The organism is Micromonospora sp. NPDC049559 (genome assembly GCF_040676675.1).
Classification (GTDB): domain Bacteria; phylum Actinomycetota; class Actinomycetes; order Mycobacteriales; family Micromonosporaceae; genus JBFAPK01.
Genome location: NZ_JBFAPK010000027.1, coordinates 88229 through 104615, shown reverse-complemented (window position 1 = coordinate 104615; position 16387 = coordinate 88229). Strand labels below are relative to the sequence as shown.

Annotated in this window: 16 protein-coding genes; 7 read left to right on the top strand and 9 right to left on the bottom strand. The window is 71.4% G+C overall.

Annotated features, from left to right (window positions below; all coding sequences use genetic code 11):
• Nucleotides 1–126: 126 nt before the first annotated feature.
• Entirely contained in the window at nt 127–948 is an 822-nt protein-coding gene (locus tag AB0J86_RS25955) for a MarR family transcriptional regulator (RefSeq protein WP_363860211.1), read from the bottom strand.
• Between the two features lie 208 nt (nt 949–1156).
• Here AB0J86_RS25955 and AB0J86_RS25950 point away from each other — a divergent pair, with 208 nt between their 5' ends.
• A complete protein-coding gene (locus AB0J86_RS25950; protein ID WP_363860210.1) occupies nt 1157–1735 on the top strand; it encodes a hypothetical protein in 579 nt (192 codons plus the stop codon).
• Nucleotides 1736–1961: 226 nt separating this feature from the next.
• Here AB0J86_RS25950 and AB0J86_RS25945 read toward each other — a convergent pair whose 3' ends face one another.
• The gene (locus AB0J86_RS25945) at nt 1962–2456 is read right to left on the bottom strand and encodes a DinB family protein (protein ID WP_363860209.1); all 495 of its coding nucleotides are present in this window, start codon (nt 2454–2456) and stop codon (nt 1962–1964) included.
• A gap of 185 nt (nt 2457–2641) precedes the next feature.
• On the opposite strand from AB0J86_RS25945, the gene AB0J86_RS25940 reads away from it, so the two are divergent.
• Nucleotides 2642–2851, top strand: a complete 210-nt coding sequence (locus AB0J86_RS25940; RefSeq protein ID WP_363860208.1) for a hypothetical protein — start codon at nt 2642–2644, stop codon at nt 2849–2851.
• A 62-nt stretch (nt 2852–2913) separates the two neighbouring features.
• On the opposite strand, the gene AB0J86_RS25935 is transcribed toward AB0J86_RS25940, so the two are convergent.
• Together AB0J86_RS25935 and AB0J86_RS25930 are read right to left on the bottom strand one after the other, a co-directional pair.
• Nucleotides 2914–3273, bottom strand: coding sequence for a hypothetical protein (locus tag AB0J86_RS25935; RefSeq protein ID WP_363860207.1), 360 nt, complete (start codon nt 3271–3273; stop codon nt 2914–2916).
• A 110-nt stretch (nt 3274–3383) separates the two neighbouring features.
• Nucleotides 3384–4358 carry a GlxA family transcriptional regulator gene (locus AB0J86_RS25930; RefSeq protein WP_363860206.1) on the bottom strand — a complete coding sequence of 325 codons (975 nt, stop codon included), beginning with the start codon at nt 4356–4358 and terminating at the stop codon, nt 3384–3386.
• A gap of 453 nt (nt 4359–4811) precedes the next feature.
• On the opposite strand from AB0J86_RS25930, the gene AB0J86_RS25925 reads away from it, so the two are divergent.
• The 3 genes from AB0J86_RS25925 (at nt 4812) to AB0J86_RS25915 (ending at nt 7963) form a co-directional block, all read left to right on the top strand.
• On the top strand, nt 4812–5450 hold the full coding sequence (locus AB0J86_RS25925; RefSeq protein WP_363860205.1) for an HD domain-containing protein: 639 nt from the start codon (nt 4812–4814) through the stop codon (nt 5448–5450).
• 157 nt (nt 5451–5607) lie between these two features.
• On the top strand, nt 5608–6546 hold the full coding sequence (locus AB0J86_RS25920; protein ID WP_363860204.1) for an NADP-dependent oxidoreductase: 939 nt from the start codon (nt 5608–5610) through the stop codon (nt 6544–6546).
• A gap of 157 nt (nt 6547–6703) precedes the next feature.
• Nucleotides 6704–7963, top strand: coding sequence for a nucleotide disphospho-sugar-binding domain-containing protein (locus AB0J86_RS25915; protein ID WP_363860203.1), 1260 nt, complete (start codon nt 6704–6706; stop codon nt 7961–7963).
• Between the two features lie 158 nt (nt 7964–8121).
• Here AB0J86_RS25915 and AB0J86_RS25910 read toward each other — a convergent pair whose 3' ends face one another.
• From AB0J86_RS25910 to AB0J86_RS25890, 5 genes are all read right to left on the bottom strand, one after another.
• The gene (locus AB0J86_RS25910) at nt 8122–9084 is read right to left on the bottom strand and encodes a DMT family transporter (protein ID WP_363860202.1); all 963 of its coding nucleotides are present in this window, start codon (nt 9082–9084) and stop codon (nt 8122–8124) included.
• Between the two features lie 10 nt (nt 9085–9094).
• On the bottom strand, nt 9095–10072 hold the full coding sequence (locus tag AB0J86_RS25905; protein WP_363860201.1) for a BadF/BadG/BcrA/BcrD ATPase family protein: 978 nt from the start codon (nt 10070–10072) through the stop codon (nt 9095–9097).
• Between the two features lie 120 nt (nt 10073–10192).
• On the bottom strand, nt 10193–11365 hold the full coding sequence (locus AB0J86_RS25900) for a tagatose-6-phosphate ketose isomerase (RefSeq protein WP_363860200.1): 1173 nt from the start codon (nt 11363–11365) through the stop codon (nt 10193–10195).
• Nucleotides 11362–12663, bottom strand: coding sequence for a D-tagatose-bisphosphate aldolase, class II, non-catalytic subunit (locus AB0J86_RS25895; protein WP_363860199.1), 1302 nt, complete (start codon nt 12661–12663; stop codon nt 11362–11364). Before AB0J86_RS25895 ends, AB0J86_RS25900 begins: the two co-directional genes overlap by 4 nt.
• A gap of 293 nt (nt 12664–12956) precedes the next feature.
• Complete coding sequence (locus AB0J86_RS25890; protein ID WP_363860198.1) at nt 12957–13802, bottom strand: GntR family transcriptional regulator; 846 nt, start codon at nt 13800–13802, stop codon at nt 12957–12959.
• A gap of 67 nt (nt 13803–13869) precedes the next feature.
• Here AB0J86_RS25890 and AB0J86_RS25885 point away from each other — a divergent pair, with 67 nt between their 5' ends.
• Entirely contained in the window at nt 13870–14235 is a 366-nt protein-coding gene (locus tag AB0J86_RS25885) for a class II D-tagatose-bisphosphate aldolase, non-catalytic subunit (protein WP_363860197.1), read from the top strand.
• A gap of 66 nt (nt 14236–14301) precedes the next feature.
• Complete coding sequence (locus tag AB0J86_RS25880) at nt 14302–16377, top strand: glycoside hydrolase family 36 protein (protein WP_363860196.1); 2076 nt, start codon at nt 14302–14304, stop codon at nt 16375–16377.
• Nucleotides 16378–16387 lie beyond the last annotated feature (10 nt).

Genomic DNA, 16387 nt, shown 5'->3' with positions numbered 1-16387 from the left:
CGGCGCTGGAGCAAGCCGGGTGGGGGCTCGACGAGCCACCGGCGAACGCCGCCCTCCCCCACGCACCCGCGATGCGGCGGAAGAGCGTGCGCCCGCGTCGAGCACTACCGCGAGCCGGCGGCAGTACTACCGGGAGCCGGCGGCGTCGAGCGCCGCGGCGACGGGCTCAAGGTCCGCGACGAGCTGGTCGAGCTCGCTCGGCCCGAGGCTGTCGTACGTCGGTGCCGCGAGGTCGTCGGTGAGCGACTCGATCCGCTCCTTCCTGTCCCGCCCGGCGTCACTGAGCCGGCCGGAGGAGTCGATCAGGCCCCGGGCGCGCATCCCCGCCACGACCTCGGCCAGCCGCGCCGCGGGGAGGTGGTGGACCCGGCCGAACTTCTCCGCGGGAATGCCCTGGGAGAGCGCGTGCAGCACGTGGGCCTCGGTCCCGCCGATGCCCTCGGCGACCAGGGCGGCGACATGGCCGTCCCCGCGATGCTCGCGGAGCAGGGTGGCCGCGTGCCAGAGCCGGGCCACCGGCTCCTCGGGTACGGGGAGCGCCCGCAACGCGGCGTACATGACCCGTCCCTCCGTCGGGGCGCTGGTGGCCGCCTTGGTGGCGAGCTCGGCGGCACGGGCGAGACCGGGGGCGTCAGCGAGATCGTCGAGGATCCGCCGCAGCGCCGCGACGCTGCCCCGCTGGCGAGCGGCCAGCGCCTCCTCGGGAGTGGCGGTCTCCCACACCCGGGGGATGTGACGGGAGACCTCGCCGGCGGCGAAGTTGTAGAAGATCGAGTGGACCACCTCGGCCGGGGCCCGGCCCAGCGGTGCGGCCCGCCCGGCGAAGTAGCCGTCCCAGTAGTTCCGGTGGCCGAGCGCCATGAGCGCCTCGGTCGGCTCGGCGGCGAAATAGGTGACCAGGTGGATCGGCTCCACAAGCCGGTACAGGCGGCGGGCGGTGGGCTCCATCGCCAGATGCTAACGGCCCGGGAGGGACCAGCGCGGCGACCGCCGCACGGATGCCCACCACCACCGGGTCCGCGATCCGCTCCGGCCTGCCGTGTTCGCCGTGTGCGCGGTCGAAGCGGTCCTCCGGACGAGCCCGGCGCCGCGGGTGACACCAGTCTGGACAGGATGCTCGACGTTGTTCGCGTGTTCGTCGTGGCAAGGTCGACGGGTGAGCATCGACCGCGAGACCGCCCGCTTCGACTGGTCTCGGATCCAGACGTACTGGGGCCACGCCGAGATGGTGCCCGCCGCCGTGCGCGGGCTCGCAGCGGCTCCGAACGAAGAGGAGGCGGTCCGGCTCGGCAAATGGATCGAGCACATCATCCTGTCCGCAGCCGGCCCCTGTGAGGGCTGCGCTCCCGTCGCCACCGTCCTGGTCGCGACGCTGCCCGAGATGACGCCAGCCGGGCACAGCGTGGCCCTTGACCTCCTGGCGCTCCTCGGTGCCGCCGAAATCAGCGGACCGGCGCACGAACAGATAGGCGCGGTCGACGTCGACGAGATCCGGGAGGCGGTGGGGGGCGGCTTCCAGCACTATGTCGCGGTGCTCCGATCGGAATCCTCCTCGGTATCCGATCTCTACTCCTGCATCGATCTCATGGACATCCTGGCGTTCCACGACCCCCGCCTTGCGGCAAGCGCCACCGCAGCGCTCAGGGCGATCCGGACCGGCGGTCGTGCCCGAGCATTGGCTGTGGTCATCGAGAACACGCTCGACGATCTGGCCGGTCTTTCGCGCGATTCCTGACAAGGGCCAGCCACAGACCCTCACCCCGGCCGGTCCGTAAGCAAGCCCACCGAGGCTGACTCAACCGAGCATGACCGCTACCTCAGGCCCGGCCGCGTCCGATCAGCGGCAGATCCGTGCGTGTTCCGTACCGTCACCTTGCCGACCGTTCGGGCCGTTGATGGTCTCCGGGCGCTCGACGCGGCTACCCAGGGCCGAATCGGGTACGGCTCCGAGTCGCTATTCCCTACCGACCGGTGGCACCGTCGATGAGCTCTCGCAGGATGTCGGCGTGACCGGCATGCCGGACGGTCTCGCTCGTCATGTGGGCGAGCACCCAGCGAAGCGTACGAGGCGCGTCATCGACCGACTGCGCGGTGAGGACGTCGGGGCCAACGGCTGCGATGATGTGGGCGTCACTCTCGGCAATCGCGGTCCGGTAACCGGCGATGATCTGATCCGGCGACCTGTCCGGTTCGACCACCATGTCGAAGTCGAGTTCGGCGTAGCGCGGGTCGCCGGCAAAGGTGTAGCCGAACCAGTACCGTTCGGCGTCGGTCAGGTGCTGGACCAGGCCCAGCAACGTGGTGTCGGAGACGACCAGCCGGCGCCGCAGCTGCTCCTCGTTCAGGCCGGCGACCTTTTTCAGCATGCATGATCGAGCGAAGGACAAAAAGGCGAGGGTGGTGTCGAGCTCGCCACCGTCGTTGCGCGGCACTGCTTCGCGTTGGGATTCGATCATGTCCGGACCTTACCGAACCTGTCATTCGGGCGCGGGTGGGATGTCATCCGAGCGGCACCGACCAACGCCCGCTCATCGGCAAGACCGTGCGCTGGGCGCTGCCGCTCCTGCGTCACGTACCGTGGCGCTCGGATCGCGGCAGATCCTGGTGCCCGTCACGGCAGCCGGCAAGGCATCATGGTCCGATGTCGACCGAACGCTTCGTGACGACGGACGATCACGTTTCGACGGCCGTCGGCCCTCCTGAGTGGTGGATCGTCTGGCGGCAGGACGACAACGGCAATCGATTCGAGGTGGCGCGGAAGGAGTCGCGCGCGGACGCCGAGGAACTCGTGGCCGTGCTGGAGGCGCGGGGTCACAAGCAGCTCTACTGGGCTGCGAGGGCGTCGGGGTAGCCGGCCCGGACAACGGCAGCGGCCGGACGTCGTCGGCCGTCCGAGACCCGTGGCAGCCGACGTCAGCGACGCCGGAGCCGGCCATCCTCGGGTACGCCGAGCGCGAACGTCGCCCCTATGTCGCCCTCGTACCCGAAGTCCACGTTCTTGACCAGCAGCCGGTCGGGACTCGCCTCGACGATCCGCACCGCGATCGGTTCGGCCCGGCCGTCGAGAGTGAGCCACCACTGGTCGGCAAGATAGCTCAGCCCGACCGATTCAAGCGTCTGCCGAGCGTCGTACTCGTCGGTGGGACCCCCGAGCGGGTACCCGAAGACGGTAACCGGGATGTACCGGTCCGGTTCGCCGTCGACGGGACGCAGGTAGCCGACAAGTTCGTCGTCCTCGGCACGCCGGTGTTCGATCCAGGTCGCGGGAATCACGGTCGCGGAGTGTAGTCCGCGCCCAGCGCGCCTCAGAAGCGTTTTCCCGATGCCGCGCGGCCCCGGCGCGTGATCGAGCTTTCGTGCTTCGAGCGGTTCCCACCAGGGCGTCAGCCCGCGCTGGCGCGGCGGGCCGTACTGAACCGGCGTTGGTAGGCGGCGGGGCTGATCGAGAGTTTCCTGGCGAAGACCCGGCGCATGCTCTCGTAGCTCGGGAATCCCGCGAGGGTCGCGGCCCGCGTCGCGGTGTGCCCCTGGTCGAGCAGCGCGCGGGCCAGGTCGAACCGGATGTTCTCCACGTAGCGGGCGGGCGTCGTGGACAACTCGTCCTGGAAGAGCCGGATGAGGTGCCGGGTGCTCACGTTGAGGTGTCTCGCGAGTTCACCGAGCGAGTGGTCTCCCCGGGGGTTCGCCGTGACCAGGTCGGTGATCCTGCGCAGCGCCGGCGAGCGGGGCGGTGGCCCTTGCAGCGGTGCCGAGAACTGGGACTGGCCGCCCGCACGCTGCATGTACACCACCAGGGCGCGGGCGACGTCGCGCGCCAGGTCGGGCCCGTGGTCCTCTTCCACGAGGGCGAGGGCCAGATCGATGCCGGCCGTCACCCCCGCCGACGTGTACGTGGTGCCGTCGCGGACGTAGATCGCGTCGGGCTCGACGCGACACGTCGGGTACCGGGCGGCAAGCTCGTGCGCGACGTGCCAGTGGGTGGTGGCGCGCTTGCCGTCGAGGACGCCGGCGGCGGCGAGCACGAACGCTCCGGTGCAGATCGAGGCGACCCGGCCGGCGGCAGCCGCCGGTATCCGTGCGGCGTCGGCCAGGTCGGCGGGGACAGGGGCGCGCGGATAGAGGTCGGAGCCGGCCACCAGCAGCGTGTCGAAGGCCGGCTCCGGGGAGACGGCGCCCCCGACCGCGATCCGGACCCCGAGGTTCGAGGTGACGTCCGCACCGGTCGGCGACAGCAACACGATCCGGTAGTCGGCACCGAACCGGTTCGCCTCCTTGAACGCCTCCGCGGGACCGGCGACGTCCAGTAACGTCACTCCGTCGTAGACGAGGATCGCGACGCGATGGGGGCGCGCGCTCACCATCGTCGTCCCCGCGGAGCCGGATCCGCGCGGCGAGCGGCCGGGCCCCGACGGCACCGACCACCGCCGGGTCGACGAAGCAGGAGGCGTGACACCGCTTATTGGTAGCACGCCGTTGCCGGAGATGACCGGGACCCTCGTGGGCGGAGTTGCTCACGTTACGGCAATTACCGGTAGACAAACTCTCCGTGCTCCCTCGGCTGATTACGCGCGGAGAGAGCGAACCCGACACCGGGCAGCGCCTGGGACGGACGTGACGGACGGCACGAATCGCAGGTCGATGCTGGACCCGGCCGCGGGACGTGGCGCCGCGCGGGTTACGCACATCCCGGCCTCGTCGCGTCCGGATATCGGTGATTCCTGGCCGGACGAAGGCGGCGCCGTACGACGATCGGTGGGCAGCATGGAGGCCGGACGCCCCGTCCGTACACACTTCCCGGAAGGTCGGAAAACGTGCCAGAGGTCATCGCGGGGTTGGAGATTCCGGAGACAGCGGCGGTCGCCGAGGCGACCAAGCACATCCAGGAGACGACCAGCCCTCTCATCTACCATCACTCCCGCCGGGTCTTTCTTTTCGGCCTGATTCACGCGCACAAGCTTGGCGTGAAACCGGACCCGGAACTGCTCTATCTGGCGGCCATGTTCCACGATTCCGGCCTCCTGGCTCCCTTTTCCGACGTCGAGCAGCGCTTCGAGGTCGACGGCGCCGACCACGCGCGCAAGTTCCTGCTGGACCGGGGTTTCCCGACGGCCGCCGCCGAGACCGTCTGGACGGCGATCGCGCTGCACACCACGCCCGGCATCCCCGACCGGATGGCCCCGGAGATCGCGACCACGTACCTCGGTGTCCTGACCGACGTGCTGGGCCTGGGCCTGGACGGACTGGAACACGACCAGCTGGGCGAGATCCTCGCCGTCCATCCGCGCGGGGACTTCAAGAACGACTTTCTGCGGACGTACGTCGACGGGCTGCGGAACCGCCCCGAAACCACGAACGGCACCGTGAACTCCGACGTGCTCGAACACTTCATCCCCGGTCTCCGGCGCGTGACGACGGTCGAGCGCATCGTCGGTTCGCCCTGGCCGAGCTGACCGGAGGTCTCCCGGGGCCACGCGACGAACGGCGTGAGCGTCCTCGACGACGGAGCCGGCTCGGACGTCCTGGTCACCTCGCCCCGTGCGAGCGGGCCCCGCGCCGGGCGCTCACCGCCACCCCGTACCGACGCACCTACCTGGAAGGGATTCGAACATGCGCGCGATCACCGTACGAGACCGTAACGCGGGTGTCAGCGGGCTCACCCTGAGCGACATGCCGTACCCGAAAGCCATGGAGAACGACGTCATCGTGCGGGTGCACGCCGCGGGCTTCACCCCGGGAGAACTCGACTGGCCGGCGACGTGGTCCGATCGCGCCGGCCGCGACCGGACCCCCAGCGTCCCCGGGCACGAGCTGTCCGGAGTCGTGGTCGAGCTGGGCTTCGGGACCACCGGCCTCACCGTGGGCCAGCGGGTGTTCGGGCTGACCGACTGGACCCGCAACGGTTCCCTGGCCGAATACACCGCGGTGGAGGCCCGCAACCTCGCTCCCCTCGCGGCCGACATCGACTTCACCGTGGCCGCCGCGCTGCCCATCTCCGGGCTGACCGCCTGGGAGGGGCTGTTCGACCACGCCCACCTCACGACCGGTCAGACCGTCCTCGTGCACGGCGCCGCGGGCGGCGTCGGCTCGACCGCCGTGCAACTCGCGCGGGAGGTGGGCGCCCGGGTGATCGGTACCGGCCGGGCCGACGACCGTGAGGTCGTGCTCGGCCTCGGCGCGCAGGACTTCCTCGACCTGCACGCCGACGATCTGCGGCAGGTCGGCGAGGTGGACGTGGTGTTCGACGTCATCGGCGGCGAGATCCTCGCGCGATCGACCGAACTGGTACGCCCGGGTGGCACCGTCGTCACCGTCGCCATGCCACCAACGGTGCGGCCCAAGGACGGGCGGGCCATCTTCTTCGTCGTCGAACCCGACCGCGCCCGGCTGACCGAGCTCGCCCAGCGCGTCCGCACCGGACGGCTCAAGCCCATCGTCGGCGACGTGCGGCCACTCTCCGAAACTGCCGACGCGTTCGCCCGCCACCGCCGCACGGCCGGCAAGACGATCATCCAGGTCGCGGACAAGGAAGGTACGCGGGGCTCCTGACCGGTGTGCGCGGCGGCCCGCCGTCGGAGTGCGCGGGAACACGTGAACCGTCACGCCGGATCTCTCGTTGTGAGGGTGCCGGGTCAGGCGGCAACTGCGAGAAGAGGAGACTCGATTGGCCAGGGTGATAGTCGGAGCGAGCCCCTTCCAGGGACACGTGAGTCCGGTCCTCACGGTCGCGGCGGACCTGGTCCGGCGCGGTCACGAGGTGGTCGTGTACACCGGCTCCCGGTTCGAGGAGCGCGCGCGGGCGATCGGGGCGCGGTTCCAGGCGCTGCCGCCGGAGGCCGACCTCGACGACCGGAGGCTGGACAGCCTCTTTCCGGTACGGGCCACGCTGCCGCCGGGACCGGCCCGGTTGTCGTTCGACTTCGAGAACTTCTTCCTCGGCCACCTGCCCGCGCAGCTGCGGGGTCTACGGGAGCTGCTGGCGACGTTCCCGGCGGATGTGGTGCTCGGTGAGCTGGGGTTCTGGTCGATACCGGTGCTGAGCCTCGGCACGGCGCGGGCGCAACGCCCGACGCTCGTCACGCTGGGCGCCATCCCCCTGATCATCCAGAGCGACGACACTCCCCCGTTCGGCGCCGGTGTCCTGCCGACCCCGGGCGAGGAGGCACGCGCCCGCAACCGGGCGATGAACGCCGAGGTGCGCCGGCTCTTCGCCGGGCTGCAGGAGTTCGGCGAGGCGATGCTGGAGTCGTTGGGCGTGCCGGCCTCCGGCTTCCTCTTCGATCTGCCGCTGCGCCGTACGGACCACTACCTGCAGCTGACCGTGCCCGGCTTCGAGTACCCCCGCGGTGACCTGCCGGAGCACCTCCGGTTCATCGGTACGCTGCCGCCGGCCTCCGGTGGCGACCACGGAGAGCCGGCGTGGTGGCCCGAGCTGTCGGCCGGTCGGCCGGTGGTGGTCGTCACCCAGGGCACCGTCGCCAACACCGACCTGGACGAGCTGGTCATCCCCACGGTGCGGGCCCTCGCCGACCTCGACGTCCTCGTGGTGGCCGCCACCGGCCGCGAGGACGGGCCGGACCTGGTACGCCGCGCCCTGTCCGCGGTGCCGGACAACGTGCGGCTGGCCGGCTTCGTGCCGTTCGACCGGCTGCTGCCGCACACCGACGTGTTCGTCACGAACGGCGGTTACGGCGGGGTGCAGAGCGCCCTGTACCACGGGGTGCCGCTGGTGGTCGGCGGTGCCAGCGAGGACAAGCCGGAGGTGGCCGCCCGGGTCGAGTGGAGCGGTACCGGCGTCAACCTGCGCACCGCCAGGCCGGAGGTGCCGGCGGTGCGGGCCGCGGTGCGGGCGGTGCTGGACGATCCGGGCTACCGCGCCCGGGCCGGGATCATCGCCAAGGAGATCGGCCAGCACGACCCGTTCGAGGCGATCGCCGAGATCGTCGAGGCGTCCGCCCGGCGCTGAGGACGGCGGGGCTGAGGACGGCGCGTACGAGGCGGGCGCGGGCGACCGCCGTCGAGGCGTACGGGCAAGGCAACGGGCGACCGGCGGGGAGACGCGCGGTTGTGCCCGGCGGGCGGTCCGGACCGGGTCCGGGCCGCCCGCCGGGGTCGATGCGGCGGTTACGGTACGGCGACGTCGGGCGCGCCCCGGTCGAGCGGGCCCGGGTTGGTCACGTTCGCGGCCGCGGCCTCGCCGCGCTTCTCGTCGGCGTAGACCATCAGGGTGGACCCGACGATGGCGAGCACGATGCCGATCGTGGCGTAGACCGACGGGATCGTCTGGTAGACGATCAGCGAGAGGATCACGGTGAGCACGGGGGCCAGGGCGTTGGTGGTGGGGGCCACGATCGACGCCTTGCCCCGGCTGAACGCCATCACCAGGAACAGCGCGCCGACGGCGTTGAGCAGCTGGGTGACCGCGGCGAGGGTCGGCGCCTGCCAGGGCGCGTCCAGCGCCAGGCCGCCGGCCATCCAGATGGCGATCGGCACCAGCAGCAGGCCGCTGATCGTCATCCAGGTGAAGGTGGTGGCGTCGTTGACGCCGACCGTGGCCGCCTTGCGCATGAAGTAGGCCTGCACACCCCAGGCGACGCAGACCACGACGGCCAGGATCAACCACGCTCCGCCGGTGGCGGAGCCGTCGCCGTCGCTGACGCTGAAGAGCACGACCGCGACCAGCGCGGCGACCACCCCGATCACGGCGAGCCGCGGGATGCGTTCCCGCAGCAGCACCGTGGCCATCAGCACCGTGATCGCCGGGGAGAGCGCGATCAGCGGGAAGATCAGGTAGGCCGGGCCGATGGTGAGCGCCTTGAACAGCAGCAGCTGTCCGCCGGCCCCGGTCAGGCCGACCAGCAGGCCGTACACGGCGGCGATCGGGCGGCGGTCCAGCCGGTTGCCGCGCAGCGCGGCGACGGCCGGAATGATCATGGTGAGGGCCCAGACGACGTAGACCATGCCGTCGGGGTAACCGTAGTCGTTGGTCGGGACGGCGGAGAAGGCTCCCCACACGCCCCAGAACAGCACGAGCAGGCCCGCGTACGGGATCCAGCTGCGGCTGATGCGGGAAAAGGTCGTTGGCATCTGCGCCTCCTCAGGCGGCGGTGGCGGTCGGTGTGCTCCGGAGCTGCCCGAGCGCGTCGGCGCTCAGTGGGCGGCCGGCCTGCTTCGCGGCGTAGAGCGCCGCGCCGACGACCGGCGAATACAGGGGCTGACGAAGGTCGTACCCACCGTGCAGCCTGTGCAGGTGCTGGCGGAACGCCTCGCGCACCTGTGGTGCCGTGAACGTTCCGCCGGAGTAGGAGACGACCACCTGCTCGTCGGCGGGGTAGCCGAGTCGACCACGGGTGGTCTCCACCAGGAGGGCGAGTTCCCGGCCGGCCTCGGCGAGGATCCCCGCGGCCGCCTCGTCGCCGCGGTCGGCGGCGCGGGTGACCAGTGGGCTCAGCGCGGCGATCTTGCCGCGGTCGCCCTGCCACCGGTTCAGTACGACGTCGATCAGGTCGAGGTCCGCGGCGAGCTCCAGGTGGTCGCGCAGGACGTCCAGGAGCGGACCGGCGGGCTGTCGACCGTCGCTCATGCGGGAGAACGCCTGTAGGCCGCGGGTGGCGATCCAGTACGCCGAGCCCTCGTCGCCGAACAGCTCGCTCCAGCCGCCGACACGCAGGCCGCGACCGGCGCGTTCGCCGTACGTCATCGACCCGGTGCCACTGATCACGTTGATGCCGTCGACGGCGCCGAGCGAGCCGGACCAGCCGCAGACCATGTCGTTGTCGACCCGGTACCGGTCGTGCCCGAGGACCTCCCGTGGCGCCGCGTCGAGTACGGCGACGTCGTCGGCGACCTCGCCGTAGGTCGGGATGCCGAAGAACGCGAACTCGATCTCGGCCGGGGTGATGCCGGCCGACGCGCAGACGGCGCCGACGCCCTCCCCGAGGACCCGGGTCACCAGGTCGATGCCTTCGCTGAAGTAGTAGCTGCTCGCGGCCGTGGCCTCGGCCACGATCGAGCCGTCCGCCCCCAGTAGGCAGAAGGCGGTCTTGGTGCCGCCGCCGTCCACGCCGAGGAACATCTGTCTCACCTCCGTCTGGCGTCACGGCTGACGTCGACCCTGTCGCCGTGCGGGGCCGGGATGGCCCTGGATCTGGATCTGTTGTCGGCCGGACCGGGTCAGCGGCTCGGCCGTCCGGGCTCAGCCGCTCGCCCGGGCCGGGGTCGGCGGCAGGGGATGCATGATCGCGCCCTGGACGACCCGGTTGACCTCCCCGCCGGGGAAGGGGTTGTCGGGTGTGCGCCCGAGCGCCAGGGAGAAGTGCAGGCCGATCAGCTGCGCGCAGATCACGGCGGGCAGCGCCAGCGCGGCGTCGTCCACGTCGGCGATGCCGGGCAGGCCCCAGACGTTTCCGCTGGCCGGCTGCCCGGCCTGGGCGGTGACGGTGACGAGGTTCCGCTCCGGTACGAGCCGCAGCAGCTCGGCCACCATGTCGCGGTCGTACTGGCTGGTGTACGGGTCGTTGGACTCGTAGCTGACGACCAGGGTCTGCTCGTTGACCACGGACTTCGGTCCGTGCCGGAAGCCCAGCGCGGACTCGGCCAGCGCCACCGCGTGGCCGGCGGTCAGCTCCAGGACCTTCAGGGCGGATTCCCGGGCCACGCCGTGCAGGGTGCCGCTGCCGAGGTAGACGATCCGCGAGTAGCCGCGGGCGGCGAGGTCGGCCGCCGCGCCCGGCCCGGTGGCCAGGACCTGCTCGGCCGCGGTGGCGAGCCGCTCCACCAGGGCCTCGTCGGGGCCGCCGAGGGTCAGCAGGCCGGCCAGCACCATGCCGGTGAAGCTGGAGGTCATCGCGAAGCCCCGGTCGTTGGCCGCCTCGGGCAGCAGCACCCGCAGAGCCGACCCGTCGGCGTGCCGGCTGGCGAGCCGACCCTGCTCGTTGCAGGTCACCACCAGGTGCCAGCACTCGGTCAGCACCTGGCTGGCCAGTTCGGGGGCGGTGACGCTCTCCGGACTGTCGCCGGAGCGGGCGAACGACACCAGCAGCGTCGGGACGTCCTCGGCGAAGCAGGCCAGCGGGTCGGCGACGATGTCGGTGGTAGCGACGGCGTCCACCCGGCGGCCCAGCCGCCGGCGCAGCGACGGCGCCAGCACCTCGCCGACGTACGCGGAGGTGCCCGCCCCGGTGAGGACGACGCGCAGGTCGGGCCGGTCGAACAGCGGCTTCAGGAACGCGGCGGTCGCCGCGCAGGACTCCGCCGTCATCCGGCCGATCTGGCGCCAGACGGCCGGCTGCTGCGCGATCTCGCGGGCGGTGTCGGCGGCGCCGAGCCGGCGCAGGTAGTCGGGGTCGTGGCCGAGGAGAGCGCTCATGCTGCCCGCCGCCCTTCCGATGGGGTGGCCGCGCGGCGGTAACCGCGCAGGACGTCGCGGATGCGATCGAGGACGAGTTCGACGGGGTCGTTGCCGAGGCTGCCGTCGCGGACCCGCTGGTACTGGTCCGGTAGGTACTGGCTGAGCAGCGGCAGCGGGATGCTCCGGTCGGTCAGGTTGCCCAGCAGGCGCCGTTCGGCGGCCTGGATCTCCGGGTCCGGCCAGTAGTAGCGCATCCGGTCGCTGTAGCTGTACCGCCGGGCCAGGCGCTGCTCGGCGGCGTCGCCGGTGTAGTACTTCGCCCACTGCGCCGGCTCGGCGAGCATCCGCCGCTCGACCACGTCCGGCAGGTTGGCGCGGTCCTGCTCCGGTACGAGTTCGGCCTCGATCGCGGCCAGCGCGAACAGGGCCTCCCGCAGCGCGAAGGTCAGGCCGGGCCCGACCTTGAGCACCGCCCAGTGGCCCTCGACCAGGGCGGCGAGTCGCGGGATGGTCTGGTAGTCCGTGGAGTGGGCCTCGAAGACCATCCTCGGCTCGTCCTCGAGGACCCGTTGCAGTTCCTTGGTCCGGTCCCGGTCGTAGTCCACGACCCGGAGGTGGTCGAACTCGACGCCCGGCTGCACGACCAGGGCCATCACCTGCGGCCACACGTGATCGAGGCCCCGCTCGGCGAAGGCCGCCCGGTGCCGCGCCAGGGTCTGGCGGGCCGACTCGGCGGTGGTGGGCCGGAGCTCTTCGATCGTCTCCTCGGCGCCGCCGGGGACCGGGACCTCGGTGCCGATGACGTACCGGAGTTCCCCGGCCCGCCCGGTCGCGGCGGCGGTCTTCTCGGCGACCGCGAGCATGCGGGCGGCCCGGGCGGCCATCACCTCGTCGGTCAACGGGGTCCGGTCGTCCGCGCAGGGATAGCTGCAATCAAGGTGGATCTTGGTGAAGCCGGCCTCCACGTACGCCGCCACGAGGACGTCGGCGCGCGCCATCGCCTCCTCGGCCGGCAGCGAACGCCACCGGTTCGGCCCCAGGTGGTCGCCGCCGAGCACGACGCGCTCCCGGGGCAGCCCGGCCTCGTCGGCGGCCCGGTGCACCAGGTCGCGGAAGTCCGCCGGTCGCATACCGGTATAGCCGCCGGTCTGGTCGACCTGGTTCGAGGTCGCCTCGATCAACACCAGGTCGCCGCCTTCCCGGGCCTGGGCCATCGCGGCCCGCAGGACCAGTGGATGGGCGGAGCAGATCGATGTGATGCCGACCGGCTCCCCCCGTTTGTGCAGGGCGATGATGGTGTCGAGCGGGTTGCTCACGGGCCGGGTCCTCCTCGCCGTACCGAAGTTGGTACTGGACCCTACTGGTATTCCGCGTGGTCGGCTACTGTCTGCCTGGTATTAATTTGGTATGAAGCGGTGGTCGTGAGCCACCCGACGTCGGCGCAGATCCGCTGCGTGACCAGGAAGTCGTCACACCGTCACCGGCGCGCGGGCGGTTCCCACCGACCGCCGGGCGGGCCGACGGGCGCACGACGGGCAGCGGGCGCACGACGGCGCGCCGGCGGTCGCCGGTGCCGCTCGGGACGGTGCCGGCCGGACGCCGGTGGCGGTCAGTTGGTGATGGAGGCCCGGAAGCGGTACCGGTCGCCGCGGTAGACCTGGACGGTCAGCTCGATCGGGCGGTCCGCCTGGTTGAAGGTCAGCTGGGTCGCGACCAGCATCGGCATGGTCTCGGCGATCTCGAACAGTTCGATCTCCCGCGCCGTCGGATGCCGCGCCTCGACCGAGTAGTCGGCGACCCGCGGCAGCTGCGGCGGATCCGACGCGCGCAGGGTGGCGTACAGCGAGGCGGCGTTGAAGTCGGTCTCGGCCAGGGCCGGGCAGGCCGCCAGCGGCAGCCGGTTGTGCTCCAGCACGACCAGCAGACCGTCGAGGAAGCGCAAGCGGTGGAGTTCGAAGAGATCGGCGCCGGGGGCGATGCGGAAGTCCTCGGCCTCGGACACCGTCGCCGGGCGGACCCCGGCGGAGAGCACCCGGCTGGTCGCCGTCAGGCCGTTGAGCCGGGCGAAGTCGGCGAAGCCCTGCACCACGTGTCCGGACGGCCGGCCCTCGGCGGGATGCGGCGCACGGCCGTCGCCCGCCGCCGGGTCGTCGCCCGCCGTCAGGGGCGCGCCCGCGGTCGGATCGTCGCTCGCCGACAGGTCGGCGACGAACCATCCGCGCGACGAGGACGGGCGCACGATGCCCCGCGACTCCAGCTCGGTGAGGGCGGCTCGCAGCGTCACGCGGGAGACCGCGTACCGGGCCGCGAGTGCCCGCTCGGAGGGCAGCCGGTCACCGGCGCGGGCGGCGGTGGCCCGCAGGTCTTCGAGCAGCTGCACGGCGGTGCGCTCGTACAGCGGAAGCGCGTCGTCGGCGAACAGGCCACGGGGCATCCGCGCCCTCACAACAGTCATACCAGCCAACCGTACCAGTTCCATCGATCCTTGAGCCGGCCGCCACGGGCCGCCCGCCCCGGCTCGGGTGACCGTTACCAAGCCAAGAGTTACCGGAAACCGGCCATTGACAAGCCAATCGTATACCACCTACGTTCGTCCAGCAGACCACCCCGTAGCGAACGGGAGTGCTGCATGCGTGAGTTCTTGTTCGATCCTGTCCGGCGCCGGGGTGCCGGGTCGGCGGTTGGTATCCCCCTGGTCCGCTCCGCATCCAGCGGTGGTCGAGACGGCGGTGTCACCGCGCGCACGACGACACCCCGCCGCGGCGGACACGACGTCGAACCAGGTCGACCAGCCCGGCGGCTACCCGGGCACGCGGCCGTCGGACGGTCGTGACCTCGGCCTCGGCACCACGGAACGTATCGGCTCGTTCGAGGTGGCTCGATTTTGATCATCTACGGCGACGAGCAACGGCGTGGCCGGCAGGGCCGCGCGACGAGCCCGAAGGGAGTTTGACATGAGCGACATGACGCGACGGACGGTGCTGAGGTTGGCACTGGGGAGCGCCGGCCTGGCCGCCCTCCCCGCCGTGACCACGGGTGTGGGCGCCACACCCGCGGCCGCCGCGCCGAACCGAGATTCCGACGTGGTCGGGGTCGGCGACACCTCCATCACCCTGGAGTTCGACGACAAGCTGCGCACCCGGGTGGCGTTGCGTGACGTCGGGGTCACAGGCTTCGACGCCAGCGAGGCCCTGCTGCTGGGCGGTACGACGATCGACGAGTTCACCTACCGCGGACACGAGACCCGCAAGACGACGCATCCCCGGCACGGCGCGGGCGTCCAGGTCACCGTCCGGGGCGAGTCCCGCAACGGCGTACGGAAGACGGTGGAGCTGACCTCCTTCCAGCGCCTGACCGGGATGATCGTGATGAGGGTGACCTACACCAACATCTCCCGTACCGAGCTGCGGGTCACCGGGTGGCGCAGCGGGGCGCACGAACTGCTGGAGAAGCCGGGCGGCTTCTACACCTTCTCGGGCACCACGCACGAGGACCGTCGCGACTGGGTGCAGCCGGTGACCGACGGGTTCGAGCAGGCGAACTCGCTGGGGATGGACGCCTCCGACTACGGCGGCGGCACCCCGATGGCGTCCGTCTGGCGTCGGGACGCGGGTCTCTCCGTCGGGCACGTCGAACCCGTGGCGAGGATCCTGCGCCTACCGGTGCGCAAGACGGGCGCCGGCGCGAGCATCGCCGTCGAGGGCGACACCCCCCGTACGCTGAAGCCGGGCCAGCAGCTGACCACCGAGACCACGTTCCTGACGGCGCACTCGGGCGACCACTTCGTGCCGCTGCAGCGCTACCGCGACTACATGAGCGACATCGGCCAGCGCGCCCCCCGGGTGCCGGCGCCGGCGTTCGAACCCATCTGGTGCGCCTGGGGGTACGAGCGCGACTTCACCGTCGAGCAGGTCGTCGGCACGCTCCCGAAGGTGCGGGAGATCGGGCTCAAGTGGGCCGGGCTCGACGACGGCTGGCAGACGAACGAGGGCGACTGGGACATCAACCTGGCGAAGTTCCCGCGCGGCGAGGCGGACATGCGGGCCTTCACCAAGCAGATCCGGGACGCCGGCCTGCGGCCGCGCCTGTGGTGGGCCCCGCTGGCGGCGGATCCCGGGAGCAACCTGTTCAGGGAACGCCCCGACATGCTCCTGCTCGACCGGGACGGCAACAAGCAGGACGTGACCTGGTGGGACGCCTACACGCTGTGCCCGGCGTACCAGCCGGTGGTGGACTACTTCGTCGGGCAGGCAAAGAAGTTCATCCGGGACTGGGGCTACGAGGGGCTCAAGATCGACGGCCAGCACCTCAACGGCGTGACCCCCTGCTACAACCCGGCGCACCGGCACGCCCGCCCGGAGGAGTCGACCGAGGGTCTGGCGCAGTTCTGGAAGGCGATCTACGAGGCGGTACACGAGGCGAACCGCGACGCGGTCGTGGAGCTCTGCCCCTGCGGTACCGCCTTCGCCTTCCACAACCTGCCCTACATCGACCAGTACCCGGGCTCGGACCCGGAGTCGTCGTACCAGGTCCGCAGCAAGGGCAAGACGATGAAGGCGCTGATGGGTCAGGGCGGCAGTTATGCCGGTGACCATGTCGAACTGAGCGACGGCGGCGACGACTTCGCGTCCAGCTACGGCGTGGGGGCCGTCCTGTCGACCAAGTTCACCTACCCGGCCGGTCCGGACAACGACACCCTGCTCACGCCGGAGAAGGATGCCCTCTGGCGCAAGTGGGTGGACCTCTACCAGGAGAACATGCTCCCCACCGGCGAGTACCGGGGCGAGCTGTACGACATCGGTTTCGACAAGCCCGAGGCGCACGTCGTGGCCAAGAGCGGCACCCTGCACTACGCCTTCTACGCCGACCACTTCGACGGAACGGTCGAGCTGCGCGGCCTGGGCCGGGGCAGGTACCGACTGACCGACCCGTTCAACGGCGTCTCCCTCGGCACCGTCGACGCCCGGCACAACACCGTGCGGCTGACCTTCGACAGGTTCCAGCTCGTCGTGGCCAAGCCGGTCGACTGACCCGAGCCCG